General features: G+C 64.6%; 14 protein-coding genes. 9 read left to right on the forward strand and 5 right to left on the reverse strand.

All coding sequences use genetic code 11. The features are described from left to right. Positions 1–11: 11 nt before the first annotated feature. Entirely contained in the window at positions 12–1,133 is a 1,122-nt protein-coding gene (gene peaD, locus V0R62_RS21130) for a quinohemoprotein amine dehydrogenase subunit beta (protein ID WP_330105079.1), read from the forward strand. A 180-nt stretch (positions 1,134–1,313) separates the two neighbouring features. After that, entirely contained in the window at positions 1,314–2,996 is a 1,683-nt protein-coding gene (locus V0R62_RS21135) for an AMP-binding protein (protein WP_330105080.1), read from the forward strand. 3 nt (positions 2,997–2,999) lie between these two features. Here the strand turns inward: V0R62_RS21135 and V0R62_RS21140 are convergent, their stop codons facing one another. The 3 genes from V0R62_RS21140 to V0R62_RS21150 all read right to left on the reverse strand — a co-directional run bounded on the left by V0R62_RS21140 (position 3,000) and on the right by V0R62_RS21150 (position 6,028). Beyond that, positions 3,000–3,557, reverse strand: a complete 558-nt coding sequence (locus tag V0R62_RS21140) for a TetR/AcrR family transcriptional regulator (protein ID WP_330105081.1) — start codon at positions 3,555–3,557, stop codon at positions 3,000–3,002. 232 nt (positions 3,558–3,789) lie between these two features. Beyond that, a complete protein-coding gene (locus V0R62_RS21145) occupies positions 3,790–4,941 on the reverse strand; it encodes an acyl-CoA dehydrogenase family protein (RefSeq protein ID WP_330105082.1) in 1,152 nt (383 codons plus the stop codon). 16 nt (positions 4,942–4,957) lie between these two features. Further along, positions 4,958–6,028 (reverse strand): enoyl-CoA hydratase/isomerase family protein, encoded by a 1,071-nt coding sequence (locus V0R62_RS21150; protein WP_330105083.1) that lies wholly within the window; start codon positions 6,026–6,028, stop codon positions 4,958–4,960. A 414-nt stretch (positions 6,029–6,442) separates the two neighbouring features. Here V0R62_RS21150 and V0R62_RS21155 point away from each other — a divergent pair, with 414 nt between their 5' ends. From V0R62_RS21155 to V0R62_RS21170, 4 genes are all read left to right on the forward strand, one after another. Then, entirely contained in the window at positions 6,443–7,291 is an 849-nt protein-coding gene (locus V0R62_RS21155; protein ID WP_330105084.1) for a helix-turn-helix transcriptional regulator, read from the forward strand. A 68-nt stretch (positions 7,292–7,359) separates the two neighbouring features. Further along, positions 7,360–8,850 (forward strand): aldehyde dehydrogenase, encoded by a 1,491-nt coding sequence (locus tag V0R62_RS21160; RefSeq protein WP_330105085.1) that lies wholly within the window; start codon positions 7,360–7,362, stop codon positions 8,848–8,850. A gap of 22 nt (positions 8,851–8,872) precedes the next feature. Continuing rightward, a complete protein-coding gene (locus tag V0R62_RS21165; RefSeq protein ID WP_330105086.1) occupies positions 8,873–10,255 on the forward strand; it encodes an aspartate aminotransferase family protein in 1,383 nt (460 codons plus the stop codon). 248 nt (positions 10,256–10,503) lie between these two features. Further along, a complete protein-coding gene (locus V0R62_RS21170) occupies positions 10,504–15,381 on the forward strand; it encodes an RHS repeat-associated core domain-containing protein (RefSeq protein WP_330105087.1) in 4,878 nt (1,625 codons plus the stop codon). A gap of 63 nt (positions 15,382–15,444) precedes the next feature. On the opposite strand, the gene V0R62_RS21175 is transcribed toward V0R62_RS21170, so the two are convergent. Then, a complete protein-coding gene (locus V0R62_RS21175) occupies positions 15,445–16,242 on the reverse strand; it encodes a helix-turn-helix transcriptional regulator (protein WP_330105088.1) in 798 nt (265 codons plus the stop codon). A 205-nt stretch (positions 16,243–16,447) separates the two neighbouring features. Between V0R62_RS21175 and V0R62_RS21180 the strand changes: the two genes are divergently transcribed. From V0R62_RS21180 to V0R62_RS21190, 3 genes are all read left to right on the forward strand, one after another. Beyond that, positions 16,448–17,812 carry an APC family permease gene (locus V0R62_RS21180; RefSeq protein WP_330105089.1) on the forward strand — a complete coding sequence of 455 codons (1,365 nt, stop codon included), beginning with the start codon at positions 16,448–16,450 and terminating at the stop codon, positions 17,810–17,812. A 17-nt stretch (positions 17,813–17,829) separates the two neighbouring features. Then, positions 17,830–18,939, forward strand: coding sequence for a DmpA family aminopeptidase (locus V0R62_RS21185; protein WP_330105090.1), 1,110 nt, complete (start codon positions 17,830–17,832; stop codon positions 18,937–18,939). A 98-nt stretch (positions 18,940–19,037) separates the two neighbouring features. After that, on the forward strand, positions 19,038–19,931 hold the full coding sequence (locus V0R62_RS21190) for a sterol desaturase family protein (protein ID WP_330105091.1): 894 nt from the start codon (positions 19,038–19,040) through the stop codon (positions 19,929–19,931). Here the strand turns inward: V0R62_RS21190 and V0R62_RS21195 are convergent. Next, positions 19,914–20,600, reverse strand: a complete 687-nt coding sequence (locus V0R62_RS21195) for an AraC family transcriptional regulator (protein WP_330105092.1) — start codon at positions 20,598–20,600, stop codon at positions 19,914–19,916. The two genes, V0R62_RS21190 and V0R62_RS21195, sit on opposite strands and share 18 nt — an antisense overlap. Positions 20,601–20,636 lie beyond the last annotated feature (36 nt).

The following is a 20,636-nucleotide window of genomic DNA, read 5'->3' on the forward strand; positions in this document are numbered from 1 at the left end:
GGGGAAACCGCATGAAAGCTGGATTCTGCGCGCAGCTCGCGCTCACCATTGCCGCCACGGCCTGCGCCTGGGCGGCCCAGGCAGATGATGCAGGCCCGGCCTTGAAGGCCGGCCATGAATACCTGATCGCCACCAACTACCCGAACAACCTGCACGTGGTCGAGGTGGCCAGCGACACCCTTTACAAGACCTGCCGCATGCCCGATTCGTTCGGCCCCGGCACGGCAATGATGGCGCCGGACAATCGCACGGCCTACGTGCTGAACAACCATTTCGCCGATATCTACGGCATCGACCTGGACAGCTGCAAGACCACCTTTCACGCCAACCTCTCCAGCGTGCCGGGCGAGGTCGGCAAGGCCATGTACTCCTTCGCCATCAGCCCCGACGGCAAGGAGGTCTACGCCACGGTCAACCCGAGCCAGCGCCTGAACGACCACTACGTGGTCAAGCCGCCGCGCCTGGAGGTGTTCCGCACAAGCGATGGCCTGGACGCCAAGCCCGTGCGCAGCTTCCCGATGCCGCGCCAGGTCTACCTGATGCGCGCCGCCGACGACGGCAGCCTGTACGTGGCCGGGCCGGACATCTACAAGCTCGACGTCAAGACCGGCAAGTACAGTGTCGCGCTGCCACTGCGCAGCTGGAACCGCCCAGGCTACAGCGCGCCGGACGTGCTGTACTTCTGGCCGCACCAGAGTTCGTTGCATGAGTTCTCGATGCTCTACACCATTGCGAAGTTCAAGGATGCCAAGCAGGACCCGGCCACCGCCGAGCCGTTGTATGGCTACCTGAGCATCGACCTGAAGACCGGCAAGGCCCACACCCAGGAGTTCGCCGAGCTGACCGAGCTGTACTTCACCGGCCTGCGCTCGCCCAAGGACCCGAACCAGATGTACGGCGTGCTCAACCGCCTGGCCCGCTACGACATCCAGCAGAAGAAACTGGTCAAGGCCGCCAACCTCGACCATACCTACTACTGCGTGACCTTCGACAAGGCCGGCGACAAGCTCTACCTGGGCGGCACCTTCAACGACCTGGCGGTGTTCGACCCGAACACGCTGGAGAAGGTGCGCAACATCAAGCTGCCCGGTGGCGATATGTCGACCACCACGCCGCAGGTGTTCGTTCGCTAGAGGACCGGGATTACACATCCCCTTGTAGGAGCGGCCTTGTGTCGCGAAAGGGCCGCAAAGCGGCCCCAACAATATTTGCATCAACGCTGAAATCCAGGGGCTGCTGCGCAGCCCTTTCGCGACACAAGGCCGCTCCTACAGGGATCGCGCTTGGCCTGCCAGAACAACAAGAGAACCCCAATGAGCCAGTCCAGCTATAGCCAGGGCAAGGCCGACAAGCCATTGCTCACCCACTGCATCGGCGACGCCTTCGACGCCACCGTCGCCCGCTTCCCCGACCGCGAAGCCCTGGTGGTTCGCCACCAGCACCTGCGCTACACCTGGCGGCAGTTGGCAGAGACCGTCGACCAGCAAGCCCGCGCCCTGATGGCCCTGGGCCTGCAGGCCGGCGATCGCCTGGGCATCTGGGCGCCCAACTGCGCCGAGTGGTGCATCACCCAGTTCGCCAGCGCCAAGATCGGCGCGATCCTGGTCAACATCAACCCGGCCTACCGCACCAGCGAGCTGGAGTACGCCCTGGGCCAGTCGGCCTGCCAATGGGTGATCTGCGCCGACGCCTTCAAGACCTCCGACTACCACGCCATGCTGCTGGACCTGGTGCCCGAGCTCGGCGCCTGTCGGCCGGGCGGGCTGCGCAGCGCCCGCCTGCCCGAGCTGCGCGGGGTCGTCAGCCTGGCCGCCACGCCTCCGAATGGCTTCCTGGCCTGGCCGGCGTTGCAGGCCCGCGCCGGCGAAACCGACGCCGGGCAACTGGCCGCACGCCAGGCCAGCCTGCACCGGCACGAGCCGATCAATATCCAGTACACCTCCGGCACCACCGGTTTCCCCAAGGGCGCTACCCTCAGCCACCACAACATCCTCAACAACGGCTACATGGTCGGCGAAAGCCTCGGGCTGACCGAGCACGACCGGCTGGTGGTACCAGTGCCGCTGTACCACTGCTTCGGCATGGTCATGGCCAACCTCGGCTGCATGACCCACGGCAGCACCCTGATCTACCCCAACGACGCCTTCGATCCGCTGCTGACCCTGCAGGCCGTGACCGAGGAGCGCGCCACCGCGCTGTACGGCGTGCCGACCATGTTCATCGCCGAACTCGACCACCCGCGCCGCCATGAATTCGACCTCAGCAGCCTGCGCACCGGCATCATGGCTGGCGCCACCTGTCCGATCGAGGTGATGCGCCGGGTGATCGATGAGATGCACATGGGCGAGGTGCAGATCGCCTACGGCATGACCGAGACCAGCCCGGTGTCGTTGCAGACCGGCGCCGCCGACGACCTGGAGCGCCGGGTGACCAGCGTCGGCCGCACCCAGCCGTGGCTGGAGAGCAAGGTGATCGACAGCGCAGGCGCTAGCCTGGCGCGCGGTGAGATCGGCGAGCTGTGCACCCGCGGCTACAGCGTGATGCTCGGCTACTGGAACAACCCCAAGGCCACCGCCGAGAGCATCGATGCCGATGGCTGGATGCACACCGGCGACCTGGCGGTGATGGACGACGAAGGCTATGTGCGTATCGTCGGTCGCAGCAAGGACATGATCATCCGTGGCGGCGAGAACATCTACCCGAGGGAGCTGGAGGAGTTCTTCTTCACCCACCCGGCGGTGGCCGACGTGCAGGTAATCGGCATTCCCTGCAGCCGCTATGGTGAGGAGATCGTCGCCTGGATCCGCCTGCACCCGGGGCAGGCGCTGGGCGCGGACGAGCTGCGTGACTGGGCGCGGGCGCGCATCGCGCATTTCAAGGTGCCGCGGCATTTCCGCTTCGTCGACGCGTTCCCGATGACGGTGACCGGCAAGGTGCAGAAGTTCAGGATGCGCGAGATCAGCATCGAGGAACTGGCAGGCGGCACCGATCGCTAGTCGTCAGCCCTGTGGCCGGGCGCCGTTGAGAAACAGCTGCTCGACCGTCTGCGCGGTGTTGGCGCTGGCGGCGCGGCCACGGTGCTCGGCATCGACCATGCCGTAGATCATGGTCATGAATATCTCGGTGAACACTGCCGCGCTGATGTCGATGCGCAGCACGCCCAACTGCTGGGCACGCAGGAAGAACGCATCCATGGCCTGAATATAGACCTGCCAGCGCAGGTCCTCGGCGTCGTTGAGCAAGGTGTCGGGGCGGTACTGGAACATCAGGAACATCAGCAGTTCGCGGTGCTTGAGGTGTTCGGCGATCAGGTGTCGGATGCCGGCCAGTGGTTCGATACGCTCCAGATCGGCTTCAAGGATGACCTGGTTGAGCACTTGCTCGCCGTGGTCTTCCAGCAGCTTTACCAGATTATCGCGGGTGCCGCAGAAGCGGTGCAGGGTGGCCTTGCTGACCCCGGCGGTTTCCGCCAGCTCCTTGAGGGTGGCGCGGGGGTGGACGACAATGGCCTGGGCCAGGGCTTTGAGCAGGCGCTCTTCCTGGAGGGTTCTACGCATGTGGGACCTCGAGTCGGGGTTCGGCGACGAAATATCCACAATTGTATCATATGAGACGAATAAATCTCATATCGGGGCGCGCCCCGTGTAGGAGCGGCCTTGTGCCGCGAAAGGGCTGCGCAGCAGCCCCGGGATTTCAGCGTTGTTGCAAAGATCGCCGGGGCCGCTTTGCGGCCCTTTCGCGGTACAAGGCCGCTCCTACAGGGGGGCGCATATAACCTGATGCTTTGCCTCAGACCGTGTAATGCTTCAACTCACGCGCAATCAGCATGCGCTGGATCTCGCTGGAGCCCTCGTAGATCTGGGTAATGCGCGCATCGCGATAGTACTTCTCCACCGGGTAGTCTTCCAGGTAGCCGTATCCGCCATGCACCTGGATCGCCATCGAGCAGACCCGCTCGGCCATCTCCGAGGCGAACAGCTTGGCCTGGGAGGCCTCAGACAGGCAAGGCTTGCCGGCGCTGCGCAGGCGCGCGGCATGCAGGATCAGCAGGCGAGCTGCGTTGACCTGCACCTGCATGTCGGCCAGCAGGTTGGCGATGCTCTGGTGCTCGTTGATCGGCTTGCCGAACTGGATGCGCTCGCGGGAGTAGGTCAGCGCCGCCTCGAACGCCGCGCGGGCGATGCCCAGGGCCTGGGCGGCGATGCCGATGCGCCCGCCTTCAAGGTTGGACAGGGCGATGGCCAGGCCCTTGCCGCGCTCGCCCAGCAGGTTGACGGCCGGAATGTGGCAGTTGTCCAGGGTCACCGCGCAGGTGTCGGAGGCGCGGATGCCCATCTTGTGCTCGCTGCGGTCGACCTTGAAGCCTGGGTTGTCGGTGGGCACCAGGAAGGCCGATAGGCCTTTCTTGCCCAGTTCCGGGTCGGTCACGGCAAAGACGATGGCCAGCTTGGCGCGACGAGCATTGCTGACGAACTGCTTGGCGCCGTTGATCACCCACTGGCCATCGACCAGTTCGGCGCGGGTGCGCAGGTTGTGGGCTTCGGAGCCGGCCTGGGGCTCGGTCAGGCAGAAGCAGCCGATCGCTTCGCCGCTGGCCAGCCGCGGCAGCCAGGCTTGCTGCTGCTCGGGGGTGCCGTAGGCCAGCAGCGGGCCGCAGCCCACCGAGTTGTGGATGCTCATCATCGCCCCGGTGGCGCCATCGGCGGCGGAAATTTCCTCCACCGCCAGGGCGTAGGCGACGTAGTCGGTGTAGCTGCCGCCGAACTGCTCCGGGGCGACCATGCCGAGCAGGCCCAGTTCGCCCATCTTGCGCACCACGTCATCGTCGATCCAGCCGGCCTTTTCCCAGGCCTGGGCATGGGGCGCGATCTCGCCGCGGGCGAAATCGCGAGCCATGTCGCGGATCATGATCTGCTCTTCGCTCAGTTCCAGGTCTTGCATCTGTGTACTCCCGGGCTCACAGGCCTTCGAAGAATTGGTCGACCCGCTGGGCAGTGAGGCCGGCCAGGGTCGGCGGGTTCCAGCGGGGTTGCTTGTCCTTGTCGACGATCAGGGCGCGCACGCCTTCGATGATGTCGCCGTGGGCGAACCACTGGCGGTCGATGTGCAGTTCCATGGCGAAGCAGTCTTCCAGGGCCAGGTGGCGGCCGCGGCGCAGCAGTTCCAGGGTGACGGCCATGGCCAACGGTGAGCGGGTTTCCAGCAGGTCGGCGGTGTCCAGCGCCCACTGACGGCTGTCGCCGATGGTCACTGCGCGCAGTTGCTCGATGATGCTCGGCAGGTCGGGCAGGGCGAAGAAGTGGTCGATCACCGGGCGCAGTGTCGCCAGCGGTGCGTCCGCCAAGGTCTGGGTGCCGAGCTTGGCGAGCAAGCCTTGCAGGTCCTTGAGCGGGTTGGCGCCGAAGGTCAGGCGGTCGAGCCCGTCATCCAGGGCCGCGAGCTTTTCACTGTCGACGTGCCAGTCGGCCAGGCCGCAGTGGAGGGCATCGGCCGCCTTGATCTGGCTGCCGCTGACGCCCAGGTAGATACCGAGTTCGCCCGGCACCCGGGGCAGGAAGTAGCTGCCGCCGACGTCCGGGAAATAGCCGATGCCCACCTCGGGCATGCCCAGGCGGCTGCGTTCGGTGACGATGCGCAGGTCGCAGCCCTGGGCCAGGCCCATGCCGCCGCCGAGGGTGAAGCCGTCCATCAGCACCAGCACCGGCTTGCGGTAGCGGTGGATGCACAGGTCCAGGGCGTATTCTTCGACGAAGAAGTCCTCGTGGAGTCTCTCGCCGGCCTTGTAGCTGTCGTGCAGCGAGCGGATATCGCCACCGGCGCAGAAGCCCTTGGGGCCCTCGCCACGCAGCATCACCGCGTGCACCTGCGGATCCTGGGCCCACTGGTCGAGGTGGCGCTGCAGGCTGCGCACCATCTCCAGGGTCAGGGCGTTGAGGCCGGCGGGGCGGTTGAGGGTGAGGTGGCCAATGTGGTTGCGGACCTCGGCCTGTACCTGATCCGTTGCCGAGGGTTGAGCGTGCGCGGTCATCGCGGTCTCCCTGCTTTGTTATTGATTTTCCAAGTGAAGTCCTGGAATGCGCGAGCGGATCGAACGATCCTGTCATGCAAAATTACCCTGCACAATTGGCAAATCTGCAGGGCTACCCTGCATTTCTATCGCCGTGCGCATTCCAGGTCTGATGCAGCACTGTAGCAATTCCACGCCACCTGTAGGAGCGGCCTTGTGCCGCGAATGGGCTGCGTAGCGGCCCCAGGATTTCAATCCTGATGCGAAGATCGCCGGGGCCGCTTTGCGGCCCATTCGCGGCACAAGGCCGCTCCTACAGGGGGCGCGCAGCAATTGAGACTTGTCCATCCTGACCTCACCCCGAAGGGTGATAGCCGTCCCGTCCCCCCCATGAAACAATCCCGTCCAGCACTCACCCTGGCGGGGACAATAACAATGAGCAACGCCCAGCTGAATTCGCCCGACTGGTACGCGCAGATGGCCCGCGTGGTCGACGCCATCGGCACGCCCGGCTTCGTCGAGGCGTTGTTCGCCGCCCTCAACCAGCTGGCGCCATGCCAGGCCATCACGGTGTTCCTGTACCCACGCAAGGGCTTGCCGTCGGCACTGTTCGCCAAGGACGACGAGGGGCCTTGGCTGCCCGAGGGCAACGTGCAGAAGTACCTCGAAGGCTACTACCTGCTGTGCCCGTTCTACCGCGCCTGCATGGATGGCGTTGCCGCCGGCTGCTACCGCCTGAGCGATGTCGCCCCCGACCATTTCAAGCGCAGCGAGTACTACACCTCGTTCTACCAGCATGCCCACCTGGAGGACGAGCTCAACTACCTGGTGCCGCTGGACGCCCAGCTGTCCATCGCCGTGGCCCTGGGCAGCACCCGGCGCCTGGGCAGCCGCCAGGTGGCCGAGCTCAAGTGCGTCGCCGCCTGGGTGGTGGCGGTGGTGCGTCGACACTGGGGGCAGCTGGATGCCGAGGCCCTGGGCGGGCGTTTCGAGAGCGCGCTGGGGCGGCAGATCAACGCCGCGCTGAACAATTTCGGCTCCTCCTTGCTCACCGAGCGTGAATGCCATATCGCCCAGTACCTGCTGCGCGGCCATTCCACGCGCTCGCTGGCCGAGCGCCTGGGGATCAGCGAAGACACCGTCAAGACCCACCGCAAGAACCTCTACGCCAAGCTCGACATCGCTACCCAGGCCGAGCTGTTCTCGCTGTTCATCGCCTCGCTGGCCCAGGCCCAGGAAGGCCTGAGCAAGGACCCGCTGGAAAGCTACCTGCGACGGCGCTAAACCACCGTTTCACCTCATCCAGACAACGACAATCACCGGCCCCGCGTGTGGCCGGAGGGGAGACCTGCGTGCATACGAAAAGCGATTGGCAGCAGCGCGCTGCACGGCAAAGCTTCATCACCACCGCGTTGATCGACGGCCGGCCGGTGGCGGCCCGCGACGGCGCCACCTTCGCCGCCATAAACCCGGCGACCGAGCAGTGCCTGGCCCAGGTCGCCGCCTGTGCCGATCACGAGATCGACCAAGCGGTGCGTGCCGCCCGCCGGGCCTTCGAGCACGGCCCTTGGGCACGCATGGCACCGGCCGAACGCAAGCGCGTGCTGCTGCGCCTGGCCGAGCTGATGCTGGCCCACCGGGAGGAACTGGCGCTGCTCGACTCGCTGAACATGGGCAAGCCGGTGATGGACGCCTACAACATCGACGTGCCCGGCGCCGCGCATGTCTTCGCCTGGTATGGCGAGGCGCTGGACAAGCTCTACGACCAGGTCGCGCCGACTGCCGCCAGTGCCGTGGCGATGATCAGCCGTGAGGCGCTGGGCGTGGTCGGCGCGGTGGTGCCGTGGAACTTCCCGTTGGACATGGCCGCCTGGAAGGTCGCCCCGGCGCTGGCCGCAGGCAACAGCGTGGTGCTCAAGCCCGCCGAGCAGTCGCCGTTCTCGGCCCTGCGCCTGGCCGAGCTGGCATTGCAGGCCGGGTTGCCGGAAGGCGTGCTCAACGTGGTGCCGGGCCAGGGCGAGACCGCGGGTCGCGCCCTGGGCCTGCACCCGGACGTGGACTGCCTGGTGTTCACCGGCTCCACCCAGGTGGGCAAGTACTTCATGCAGTACTCGGCGCAGTCCAACCTCAAGCAGGTCTGGCTCGAATGCGGCGGCAAGAGCCCGAACCTGGTGTTCGACGACTGCCGCGACCTCGACCTGGCGGCGCAGAAGGCGGCGTTCGGCATCTTCTTCAACCAGGGCGAGGTGTGCTCGGCCAACTCGCGGCTGTATGTGCAGCGCTCGATCCATGACGAGTTCGTCGAGCGCCTGCTGCGCCAGGCCCGCGAATGGCTGCCGGGCGACCCGCTGGACCCGGCCAGCCGCGCCGGGGCCATCGTCGATGCCGGGCAGACCGCGCGCATCGAGGCGGCCATCGCCCAGGGCCGGGCCGAGGGCGCGCGCCTGCTGTGCGGCGGCGAGCGGCTGAGCGTCAACGGCTCGCAGAACTTCATCACGCCGACGATCTTCACCGACGTACGCCAGGACATGGCCCTGAGCCGCGAGGAGATCTTCGGCCCGGTGCTGGCGGTCAGCACCTTCGACGACGAAGAGCAGGCCATCGCCCTGGCCAACGACAGCGTCTACGGCCTGGCCGCGTCGGTCTGGAGCGACGACCTCAACCGCGCCCACCGCGTGGCCCGGCGGCTGAAGGCCGGCACGGTGTCGGTCAACACCGTCGACGCCCTGGACGTCACCGTGCCGTTCGGCGGCGGGCGCCAGTCGGGCTTTGGTCGCGACCTCTCGCTGCATTCGTTCGACAAGTACACCCAGCTCAAGACCACCTGGATCCAGCTGCGCTGACATTCACCCGAGGAGAACAACAATGAACGCACCTTTCTCGCCCAAACGCGACACCCGCGACTACCAGGCCAGCGACGCCGCCCACCATATCCACGCCTTCCTCGACCAGAAGGCGCTCAACGCCGAGGGGCCCCGGGTCATCACCCGGGGTGAGGGCCTGTACCTGTGGGACAATGACGGCCGCCGCTACCTGGACGGCATGTCCGGCCTGTGGTGCACCCAGCTCGGCTATGGCCGCAAGGACCTGACTGCCGCTGCCGCCGCGCAGATGGACCAGCTGGCCTATTACAACATGTTCTTCCACACCACCCACCCGGCGGTGATCGAACTGTCTGAGCTGCTGTTCAGCCTGTTGCCGGGCCACTACAGCCACGCCATCTACACCAACTCCGGCTCCGAGGCCAACGAGGTGCTGATCCGCACCGTGCGTCGCTACTGGCAGGTGGTCGGCCAGCCGCGCAAGAAGATCATGATCGGCCGCTGGAACGGCTACCACGGCTCGACCCTGGCGGCCACGGCGCTGGGCGGGATGAAGTTCATGCACGAGATGGGCGGGCTGATCCCGGACGTTGCGCATATCGACGAGCCCTACTGGTTCGCCGCGGGCGGCGAGCTGACCCCGGCCGAGTTCGGCCGCCGCTGCGCCCTGCAGCTGGAGGAGAAGATCCTCGAACTGGGTGCCGAGAACGTCGCCGGCTTCATCGCCGAGCCGTTCCAGGGCGCCGGCGGCATGATCTTCCCGCCCGAAAGCTACTGGCCGGAAATCCAGCGCATCTGCCGCCAATACGATGTACTGCTGTGCGCCGACGAAGTGATCGGCGGCTTCGGTCGCACCGGCGAGTGGTTCGCCCACCAGCACTTCGGTTTTGAGCCCGACACCCTGTCCATCGCCAAGGGCCTGACCAGCGGCTACGTGCCCATGGGCGGTCTGGTGCTGAGCAAGCGTATCGCCGAGGCGTTGGTGGAGCGGGGCGGGGTGTTCGCTCACGGCCTGACCTATTCCGGCCATCCGGTGGCGGCGGCGGTGGCGGTGGCCAACCTCAAGGCCCTGCGCGACGAAGGCATCGTGCGCCAGGTCAAGGAAGACACCGGACCGTACCTGCAGCGCATCCTGCGCGAAGTGTTCGTCGACCACCCGCTGATCGGCGAGGTGCAGGGCGCCGGGCTGGTGGCGGCACTGCAGTTCGTCGAGGACAAGGCCACGGGCAAGCGCTTCGCCAACGAGAACGACCTGGCCTGGCAGTGCCGCACCTTCGGTTTCGAGGAAGGGGTGATCATTCGCTCGACCCTGGGGCGAATGATCATGGCGCCAGCGCTGGTGGCCAGCCGGGGCGAACTGGATGAGCTGGTGGAGAAAACCCGGATCGCGGTGGATCGTGTGGCGGGGATGGTCGGCAGACGCTGAGTCTGGCTTGAGATTCTGGGGCCGCTGCGCGGCCCTTTCGCGGCACAAGGCCGCTCCTACAGGGGGGCACGATCCGGGTAGGAGCGGCCTTGCGCCGCGAAGGGGCGCGCAGCGGCCCCACGGGTCCTAAGGGACCAGCAACAGGCTCAACCGCTCGTCGTCACCTGATAGTTTTGCCAGTAGCGCAAGTTTCACCGCCACAGCACGCTGATCCCCTGACTTGAACCCACAGGCAGGGAGCAACGACCATGACCAGCGGCAACAGCGTCGTCCACCATCCGTTCGGCGTGGACCCTTGCGATCAGCAAAACCACCCGATCTTCAATGCCACCACGCAGAAACGCAATGCCGTGGACCCGCGCACGGGGCTGTTCGAGGCCTATGTGCCCTTGCCCTCGATCGTGGGCAACAACGGCGAGGGGCCGGTGGTGGACATGAGCCTGTTCTATTCGCCTTTGGTCAACAACCATGCCGGATTGGGGGATGGTTGGTCGTTTGCCTTCACTTGTTATCGGGAGGAACAGCAGCAATTGACGCTGCATTCGGGGGAAGTCTTGAAGGTTCAGAAGGGCCAGAATGTTGAGCAGCATGGCGTGAAAGTTGATTGGTCGAACGACAATGCCTCTATTATCGTGGTTCGCCCGGATGGGCATCAAGAAAAGCTTGAACAGGTTGGGGAGAGCAAAGTATGGATGCCAACGTCTATTGCCTGCTTTAATAATTACCTGGACCTTAAATGGGCGCAGCAAACGCTTGCCCCATCAGTAAGAGAAAAATACGAAAAATTGTTGCATGACGCCACAGAGAGTAGTGCGTTGAGTGGTAGCTACATTCGTCTTGTGCAGCTCAAGGATTTAGAACGCGTGCTGGGCAAGCTGATTTATGGTGACGATACGGTCACACTGGTGCTTTGGCCGGATGAGGAAGGCGAGCAGCAGAGCTTTACGCTGACCCTTTCCGATTATGCGCTGAAACAGGTCGAAGCGCCGGATGGTCGTGCATGCGTCATGAAGTACCATGATCATGTAAAGTGTGGACGCTTGCTCAATGAACTCACCAGCTTCGAAGGCGTGGTGGAATTGGTCAGCTATGAAGATAATGGTCTCATTTTCAAAGACAATGCAAAACTCTCGGCGTTGCCCTGCGTTAGCCGACACACCCTGATCCCAAGGGGTGGGTCGAGCGAGCCAGTAGTGACAACGTATACCTATCAGCGGGATGGTGAGATTGATAGCCAGTGTTCAACGACAGTGAGTATGGCGAGCGGTGACTATACAGTCGTTTATGTCTATGATGAACAGCATGCGTTGATAAAAGAGACAACAAGTGAACGTGGGTGCGAGAGTGAGAAGGAGTATGAAGGAGTCACCAGTTCTAGTGGTACGATATTGAATAGAAACATGCTGGTGCGTCATGCATCTGCAGGTCGTGCAGATGAGCTGGATTCTCGTAAGCGTAAAGGTTATAGCGTGATTGGCTCTGATGGTAAGTTGGCATTTGTTTCTACTGCTGGCGGCTCTAGAAAGTACGTGCCATCCAAAAAGTTGGAGGATGTTAAGTCCATCTTTCCACCAGAGTCAGGGGTGATGTTTTGTGACGGTTCTCAGGCTTTTGAGTTTGCGCTGCATGGTTTTCACGGGACTCAACGTAGCACTGAGAGTGTAGATGTTCGGTCGGAAATATCGTATGCATCCAGTGAGGCTGAAAATGGAGCTGCGTGGTGTAAGATTTCAATTAATAGGTCACGTGATAGCAAGCCTGTGCACAGTCTTCTTATGATGAGCTTCGCCGGTGGCAAGTCGGCGAAACTGCTCGAGAGCAGTTTCTACAGTAAGATCTCTTGCAACAATACGACAGAGACATTGGAGAGCATCCTGCACGCCTATCAAGATTCCAGGGGTGATTGGAAATGTATATCTAGGAAAACTTTCAGTGTTAAGGTGGATGGGCTAGAGCGCTCGTTGACTACAACCAGTGGAGAAGTCACAACCACCGAAAAAACCAGCATTCTGAGCGGCCGCCTCATCGAGCAGACGGATGCGCACGGCAACCGAACTACCTATGACTACGATGCCCACGGCCGCCTGACAACCCTCACCACCTGCGCCCAAAGCGCTACGTTCAGGCAGGTCACCACTTACAGCTACCCCAGCGTCGGTCGCCTGGAAATCACCGAACCCGATGGCAGGCAGCGGGCCACCGAGGACGATGGCCTGGGCAACCTTGTCGCCGAGTACGCGCGCGAGGACGACAAGAAGCCCTGGCGCCAGACCCAGAAGATCGAGTACGACAATCGTGGGCGCAAATGCAAGACCACCCGCTATGACTACCTGGCCGATGGCACCCAGGTCGCCGAGTGGTGCGAGCTGAAATACGATGCCTGGAATCAGGAGTGCCAGCAGATCTACAGTACCGGCCAGCAGGTGTTCAACCAGTACGACCCGGTGGCCCACATCCGCACCGAGTGGACAGGCAAGGCAACGGACAAGCAACGCAAGGTCACTACCTACAATGCCGACGACACCGTGGCCAGCATCGTCTGGACGGATACCAGTGGCATGCAGTGCCAGAAAGAGACGTTGACCTATACCCATGCCGGGCAGGTGCGTACCCGCACCGTCGAAGGCCAGCACAGCTGGCGTTGCACCACCTACGCCTACGATGACGCGGGGCGACTGCTCGAACAGGCCCATGACGAGCGGATCAGCGCCGATGCCGAGGAAAAAACGACGTATGTCTACAACTACGAATACCCGGAAAACTGGCTGATGACCGAGCCCACCAGGATCAGACTGGATGGCCAGGTCCTGGGCGAGCGCGAGTTCGACGGGTTGGGGCGGGTGACCCGTCTGAACCGCGGGGATGTCCGCGAAACCTACCAGTACCATGGCGCAAACAGCGTGCCGATGACACGCACGGGTGCTGATGGTGTCACGTTGGCGTTCGAGTATTTCCCAGAGCTGGGCAATGAGGTCAAGAGTGTCACCGGCAGGAGTGCCCAGGACAAGGCGCTGGGCAAGCAGACCTTCACCTACGCTCATGGCGGCATCCGCCAATCCTCCGCCAGCGAGGGCGGGCAAAGCATCACATTCGACCATGACCTCAATGAACGGGTCAAACGGCAGCGTGCCAGACTGAACGAGAGCAGCGAAACCACCGTCAGCAGAAGCGTTTCCGAAGGCGGGCGGCTGCTGACGGAAACCGATGCGGCCGGCAACGAGAGCGTGTTCAGCTACAACGGCAGAGGGCAACGCAGCCAGGTCGTCAGTGGCGGCACCAAGACCCAGCACACCTATGACGAGCGTGGTCGGCTGGAACAGGACACGGTTACCCTGGGCGGCGACAAGGTCACGGTGAAGTATGCCTATGACACCAGCGGTCAGGAACTGCGGCGGCAATTCACCTTGGCCGGCGCCTTCGACTTGAGTATCGAGCGCGAATACGACGGCGAAGGGCGTTTGAAATTCATCGAGCTCTTCGATGAGCAAGCCGAGGAGGCGCTGGGCTCGCATGCCTACACTTATACCGTGGGCGGGGCCTTGGAAAGCTGCTGTTCGGCGGGTGTCTGGCAGCCGAAAAACCCCAAGGGCGCAGCGATCGGCCGTCAGGCATTCACCTATGACAGCCTGGGCAACGTGACGACCTGTGTCAGCACCTTCGGTGACCAGCGTTGCACCTCCACTTATACTTACGACCGCGCCAAGGGCTACCGACTGCAAAAGGTCGAACACAGCCATGCCGATTACAAGCGCGCGGTAACCATCGAGTACGACGCCGCCGGGCGGGTGACCCGGGACCACACCGGCAAGACCTACGCCTACGACTGGCTGGGCCGGCTGATCCAGGCCGGTTCGCGGCACTATACCTACGATCCGCTCAACCGCCTGGCCAGTACTGGTAATCAGGCGGGTAGCGTGCCACACCAGCTGATTCACGACGGCTACCGGGTGCGTGGCGAGTACCCGGTGGGCGCGTCTGGGGACCGGCGTATCGTGCTGCCGGGCAGCAGCGCCTGCCACGTGCAGAAGAACAAGGCCGGGACCAGTGAGCGTACCTTGTTCAACCTGTGCGATGACGATGGCAGCGTGCTGATCAGCTTCGACGTGGTCTCGCGCAGGCCGCTGCACCATGCCTACAGCGCCTATGGCGAGCACAGCTCGCAAGAACAGGAGGCGCTGTATGGTTACAACGGTGAGTATCGCGAGGCTGAGGGCGACCAGTATCCGTTGGGGCGGGGCTATCGCTGGTATGCGCCGCAGATCATGCAGTTCCAGGCCCAGGATGGCGCCAGCCCGTTCGATCGGGGCGGGCCGAACGCTTATGGCTACTGCGATGGCGACCCGGTGAACCACACCGATCCGAGCGGGGAATGGAAGGTGCGCCGCGAGCACTGGGACATTTCGGCCTGTGAACCTGCACCTATGGGGTTTGGCAAGCATGCCGCATTGGTCAGCGCGGTCATCTTCGGCGCGATCACGGTGATCTCGGCGGTGATGACCGGAGGCTCCTCGCTGCTGATCACCGCGGCGCTGGTGGGCCTGGCGGTGGTCTCGGCGGCGACGGCCATTGCCGGTGCCATTGTGGCCGAGAGCGACCCAGAGGCGGCGCGGATCCTGGGTTGGGTTTCATTCGCCGCAGGCGTGGCGGGCGGGGCGGCGCAACTGGGCAAAAAAGTTGTCCAGCTCACTGTGCAACTGGCGCGGTCGGGCAGGCAAGTTGCACGGCAATTACTGCAGAAAGGCAGCGCTGCGATGCGCAGCCTCCGAGAAGGGGCTGGTCGGCTGCCGAAGAGCGTCGCCAAGCCCGCGCCAGGCGTGCTGCGCAACACCGCCAAGAACGCCTTGGGCGAACTGCGTATCGGGGAGATCGATCGTTTCCGTCCGAACATGAGGACCGATTACACGGGGGCCTTCAAAAGTATCGTCAAGGAAGACAGCCCTTTGACGCTGGCTTTCAAGGCGCTGGACCTGGGTGACGCTGCGACGGTTACCTATGCGGTAACAGGTGCACTGGGTCTCAGTGAGGCGGATGGGGTGATGCACACGACAGATTCATGGGTGAGCAACGCCACGAGCTTGCCTTGGGGCGGCAGGGAGAAATTGTTTAGCAAAGTTCGCATTAGGTAGTATTGCGACGCTCAGTCAAACTGACTCACCGGTGAAAGGGCTGCGCCGCAGCCCTTTCACTTATCAAGGATCCTGCGGATCATGCCCCAGCGATTGCAGGAACAGCGAAAACAGCTCCGGCTGCGACGAGATGTCCAGCTTGGCGTACAGGTGCCGGCGATGAACCTTGATGGTCTCCGGCGAAATGGCCAGCCGTTCGGCCATGGCCTTGGATGAATACCCCCGCAGTATCAGTCGGGCGATTTCCAGCTCGCGCTCCGACAACACTTTCGCCCCGAACAGGCTCATGGCGTCGCGCACCTGGTGGGCCATGCCCGCCGTTGGCGCCGGACGCAGGCTCTGCTGCAGCCAGTGCTGGGCCATCAGCGCGACCACCCACGGGCACACCACTGCCAGCAACCCATGGCTGGCGCTGTCGAAGCGCTCGCGGCGGCCCAGCGACAGCGACAGGGCGCCACTGTCACCCAACTGCACGATGAACTGCACTTCGTCCTCCAGTACATGTTCGTGGAAGTACTTGAGGTAGTACTCGCTCTGGCGGAACTGGTCCGGGGCCACTTCCTCAAGACGATGCAGACCGTCGCCGATGCGCTCCTGGCAGGCCTGGTAGAACGGATCGAGCTGGTACAGACCGCTCAGGTACAGGGCCATGGCCTCGGGGTTGCCCTCACCCCGGGCATCGAAGATCTCCAGCGCCCGGGGCAAGCCGGCGCGCGGGTAGAACATCGCCAGGGCATTGTCGAACGCCAACCATTGCTGCAGCAGCAGGATCAGCTGGCGCCAGAAGCGCGGCTGGCCGATCTGCTCGACGGTGCGGGCCAGGCCTGCGTGGGTGCTGGCTTCGGTGAACAGGTTGTGCATGCGGCGGCGCCATGAAGAGTGTGGAAGCGGGCTTGCCCGCGACAGGGCACCCGCAGTGTTCAGAGCTTTCCACCTCGGCGTCAAGGGGCGTACCCCCTAAGGGTAATTGGCCTGGTTGCCTGCTCGCTCTACAGTCCAGCCCAGGTCCAGCGGCCGCGTGACCGGTTTTCCCCTCACAACCAATAACAACCAGAGGAAAAACGCCATGAGCTCCAGCGCAGCGCCCACCGGCGCACTCCAGCAACGGCTGGGGGTGTTCGACGTGGTCGCCATCACCGTGTCGGCGGTGACCCCGGCCAGTTCCGTGTTCGTCATTGCCCCGTTCGCCATCCAGCAGGCCGGCAGCGGCGCCTTTCTCTCGTTCATCATGGCCGCGGCCCTGGCGCTGATGTTCGCCTGGTGCTACGCCGAGCTGGGGCGTGCCCACAGCTCCGCCGGTGGCGAATACGTGTACGCCAAGCGGGTGTTCGGCGGGCTGGCCGGCTATGCCACCTTCCTCACCGTGCTGGCGTCGATGCTGTTCATCCCACCGGTGCTCGCCGCCGGTGCCGCCCGCTACCTCAACAACGCCCTGGGCACCACGTTCGACACCCAGGCGGTGGCCCTGGTGATCGTGGTGTCGAGCTACGCGCTGGGCATCCTCAATATTCGCCTGAACGCCTGGATCACCGGGTTGTTCCTGTTCTGCGAGGTCGCCGCGCTGCTGGTGATCGTGGCACTGGGGTTCGGCAACGCCAGCCAGCCGGTGGTGAGCCTGCTGCAACCGCAGATGCTAGAGCAGGGCAGCCTGGTCGTCGCACCTTGGGCGCTGGTGCTGGGGGCGGTGGGCATGGCCCTGTTCGCCTTCAACGGCTACGGTGGCGCGGTGCTGCTGGCCGAGGACATGAAGGACCGTGGCCGTACCGTGCACCGGGCGGTGCTGTGGTCGTTGGTAGTCGTGGTGGCGATCGAGGTGATTCCGCTGGCAGCGCTGCTGATCGGCGCACCGTCGCTGCAGGCGATGCTGGCCAGCGGCGATCCGATCGGCTACCTGCTCACCGCCCATGGCAACGAGACCCTGGCGCGGCTGGTCAGCGCCGGGATCTTCCTCTCGGTGTTCAACGCCATCGTCGCCATCGTCATCCAGGTCGGCCGGGTGGTGTACAGCAGTGGCCGTGATGCGATCTGGACGCCCACCCTCAACCGCGCTTTCACGCTGATCCACCCGCGCTGGGAATCGCCGTGGCTGGCGACCCTGTTCCTGGCCGTGCCGTCGGCGCTGCTGAGCCTGTCAGGGAGCCTGGAGCAACTGACCACGTTCACCGTGCTGCTGTTGCTGCTGATCTACCTGGTAGTGGCGGCCTGCGCACTGTGCAGCCGGGTATTGCGGCGCGACCGCGAGCACCCGTACCGCATGCCGCTGTGGCCGTTGCCGGCGCTGCTGGCAGTCAGTGGCGCCGGCTGGCTGCTGGTGACCCTGCTGCGCGAGGCCTCGCTGCGCGACCTTTCGATCATTCTCGGGCTGCTGGCCGTGTCGGTGACGCTGTACAGCACCCACGGCCGCCTCAGCCCGACCTTCCAGAAATTATGAACATCCAAGGAGTACACATGCGTGCGCGTCAACTGGGCATCACCCTCGGCCACGGCACCCCGGGCCCGTTCAACGCCATCACCGACGTACCGGGAGTGCGGGTCGGCCACAGCACCCTGATCGACGAACAACGCCCGTTGCCGATCCGCACCGGGGTGACCCTGATCGAGCCGCGCGCGGGCGCGGCCCGGCAGCAGCCGTGTTTCGCCGGTTGCCATGTGCTCAATGGCAACGGCGACGCCACGGGGCTGGAGTGGATCCGCGAGGCCGGACTGCTGACCACGCCGATCGCCATCACCAACACCCACAGCGTAGGCGTGGTGCGCGACGCGTTGATCGCCGCCGAGCGCGAGCGCCTGCCGGACGACGCGGTGTACTGGTGCATGCCGGTGGTGATGGAAACCTACGATGGCCTGCTCAATGACATCTGGGGCCAGCACGTGACCCCGGCGCAGGTGCGCCAGGCGCAGCAGTCCGCGGAGTCCGGCCCGGTGCAGGAAGGCCCGGTGGGCGGTGGCACGGGGATGATCTGCCATGAGTTCAAGGGCGGTATCGGCACCGCCTCGCGGCGCCTGGAGGACGGACAGGGGGGCTGGACCGTTGGCGTCCTGGTCCAGGCCAACCATGGCCAGCGGCGCGAGCTGCGGGTTGACGGCTATCCGGTGGGGCGTCAGCTGGGTCATCTGCCGTCGCCGTTTGCCGAGGCCGAGGCGGGCACCCCGGGGATGGGCTCGATCGTGGTGGTGATCGCCACTGACGCACCCTTGCTGCCGCACCAGTGCCAGCGCCTGGCGCAGCGAGCGTCGATCGGCATCGCCCGCACCGGTGGCGGTACCGAGGACTCCAGCGGCGATATCTTCCTGGCGTTTTCCACCGGCAACCAGGACCTGCCCGCGGCGGACTATGCGCGCAAGGGGCTGGCGCAGTGCACGGCGCTGCGCATGCTCAACAACGACCATATCTCGGCGTTGTTCATGGCGGCGGCGGAGGCGGTGGAGGAGGCGATCATCAATGCCGTGCTGGCGGGGCGGACGATGCAGGGCAAGGGTGGACGGGTGGTGCCGGCGCTGGATGGGGATACCCTGCTCACGGCCTTGCACGAGGTGGGGTGGAAGCCTCGTGACTAGGGGAAGGCGGTGGCTGCAGCAGGTCATGCGCCGTTCGTTCAAGCGCCCCGGCCGGGCGCTGGACAACACTGGGGCTCCATCAATGACCGGAGCCTTCCATGCGTATCCTCTATGCCCCGTGCTTTTTCCTCGGCTTCATCGGCACCGCCGTGTGGCTGATCGCCCTCGGCGCCGACATCCTCTGGCTGCTGCCCCTGCTCGGCGTGGCGATCCTGCTGTCGTTCACCTGCGAAGCGCTGTACCCCTACAAACCCGCCTGGAGCGAGGCCGGCGGGGAGGGCGGGCGTGACGGCCTGCACGCGCTGGTCAACGAAACGCTGAACATCACCAGTATCGCCGCGATTCCCCTGTTCGCCGGCTGGCTGCCGGCCGGCGGACCATGGCCCAGCCACTGGCCACTGCTCTGGCAACTGCTCCTGGCCCTGCCCCTGGCCGACCTGGGCATCACCCTGGTGCACTACGCCAGCCACCGCAGCGCGTTGCTCTGGCGCCTGCACGCGGTGCATCACAGCGTGACCCGGTTGTATGGCTTCAATGGCCTGATGAAGCACCCGCTGCACCAGCTCGCCGAAGCCCTGGGCGGTGTGTTGCCTCTACTTTTGCTGGGCTTGCCGCAGGATGTCGCGGCGCTGCTGGCCTTCAGTATCTCGGTGCAGCTGCTGCTGCAGCACAGCAATGTCGATATGCGCATCGGCGGCTTGCGCCATCTGTTCGCCTGGGCGCCCGTGCACCGGCTGCACCACCTGAAGTACGGCAGGCTGGGGGACGTGAATTTCGCTCTGTTCTTCCCGCTGTGGGATCGACTGCTGGGGACCGCGCTGCACCTGCCGAGCTATGGGCTGGCCGATGACGACATGGGCATCGGTGATCGCCCGGACTACCCGCAAGCGTACCTGGCACAGCTGCGTGAGCCGTTTCGCCCGGCGACCCCGGCACAGCCGCCGGCGCCGTTGCCGCGCGGCCTGCGTCAGGCCCTAGACCAGCGTGTTTGAGCGCAGGTGGCGCAGGGCCTCGCTGGCGCGTATCCCGAACTGCTGACGCAGGCTGCGGGACAGGTGTGCCGAATCGGCAAAGCCCGCAGCCATGGCCGCCTCGGTCAGGGACATGCCGTCAAGGGCCTGACGCAGGGCCATGCGCAGGCGTTGCCACAGCACCAGGCGTCGTACCGACAGGCCTAGGCTGCCGCTGAACAAGCGCTCCAGCTGACTGATCGACACCGCAGCTTCCTGCGCCAGTGTCGTGGCTGGCAGGCGCTGCTCGTCCAGCGCCCGGATCCGCGCCAGGGCCCGGGTCAGGCGCGGATCCAACGAGCGGCGCGGTGCCAGGCGCAACGCCTGGGCCAGATTCGGGATATCACGGGGCGCCTGCTGGCAGACATCGAGCAAGGTTTGCAGGGAAAACGCCAGGGGTTCGGCGAACAAGGTGATGCAGGGCGTCTGATGACCGGGCATGGCGTGGGGCTGCAACGACTCGATGGCCAGCAACCTGCCGCTGCACTGTGCGCCAGCGATCTCAACGCATACCTCGCCCTCGAGTGGTAACAGCACCTGGTGGGCATAGTGGGCGTGGACACTGGTGCGCCCTGGCGTGCCGAGCAGCAGGCAATGGTCATCGGCCAGCCAGAGTCGACCTCGCCAAGCACTGTTCTGTCGTTCGTTCATCCCAGGCTTCCTATCCGTGTTGGTCCACAAACACTC

Origin of the sequence: Pseudomonas carassii, from assembly GCF_036324045.1 — a bacterium.
Lineage (GTDB): Bacteria > Pseudomonadota > Gammaproteobacteria > Pseudomonadales > Pseudomonadaceae > Aquipseudomonas > Aquipseudomonas peradeniyensis.

Excerpts from the sequence above, each read along its gene's own strand:
- peaD (WP_330105079.1), top strand. The coding sequence starts at position 12 with ATGAAAGCTGGATTCTGCGCGCAGCTCGCGCTCACCATTGCCGCCACG.
- V0R62_RS21135 (WP_330105080.1), top strand. The coding sequence starts at position 1,314 with ATGAGCCAGTCCAGCTATAGCCAGGGCAAGGCCGACAAGCCATTGCTC.
- V0R62_RS21140 (WP_330105081.1), bottom strand. The coding sequence starts at position 3,557 with ATGCGTAGAACCCTCCAGGAAGAGCGCCTGCTCAAAGCCCTGGCCCAG.
- V0R62_RS21145 (WP_330105082.1), bottom strand. The coding sequence starts at position 4,941 with ATGCAAGACCTGGAACTGAGCGAAGAGCAGATCATGATCCGCGACATG.
- V0R62_RS21150 (WP_330105083.1), bottom strand. The coding sequence starts at position 6,028 with ATGACCGCGCACGCTCAACCCTCGGCAACGGATCAGGTACAGGCCGAG.
- V0R62_RS21155 (WP_330105084.1), top strand. The coding sequence starts at position 6,443 with ATGAGCAACGCCCAGCTGAATTCGCCCGACTGGTACGCGCAGATGGCC.
- V0R62_RS21165 (WP_330105086.1), top strand. The coding sequence starts at position 8,873 with ATGAACGCACCTTTCTCGCCCAAACGCGACACCCGCGACTACCAGGCC.
- V0R62_RS21170 (WP_330105087.1), top strand. The coding sequence starts at position 10,504 with ATGACCAGCGGCAACAGCGTCGTCCACCATCCGTTCGGCGTGGACCCT.
- V0R62_RS21175 (WP_330105088.1), bottom strand. The coding sequence starts at position 16,242 with ATGCACAACCTGTTCACCGAAGCCAGCACCCACGCAGGCCTGGCCCGC.
- V0R62_RS21180 (WP_330105089.1), top strand. The coding sequence starts at position 16,448 with ATGAGCTCCAGCGCAGCGCCCACCGGCGCACTCCAGCAACGGCTGGGG.
- V0R62_RS21185 (WP_330105090.1), top strand. The coding sequence starts at position 17,830 with ATGCGTGCGCGTCAACTGGGCATCACCCTCGGCCACGGCACCCCGGGC.
- V0R62_RS21190 (WP_330105091.1), top strand. The coding sequence starts at position 19,038 with ATGCGTATCCTCTATGCCCCGTGCTTTTTCCTCGGCTTCATCGGCACC.
- V0R62_RS21195 (WP_330105092.1), bottom strand. The coding sequence starts at position 20,600 with ATGAACGAACGACAGAACAGTGCTTGGCGAGGTCGACTCTGGCTGGCC.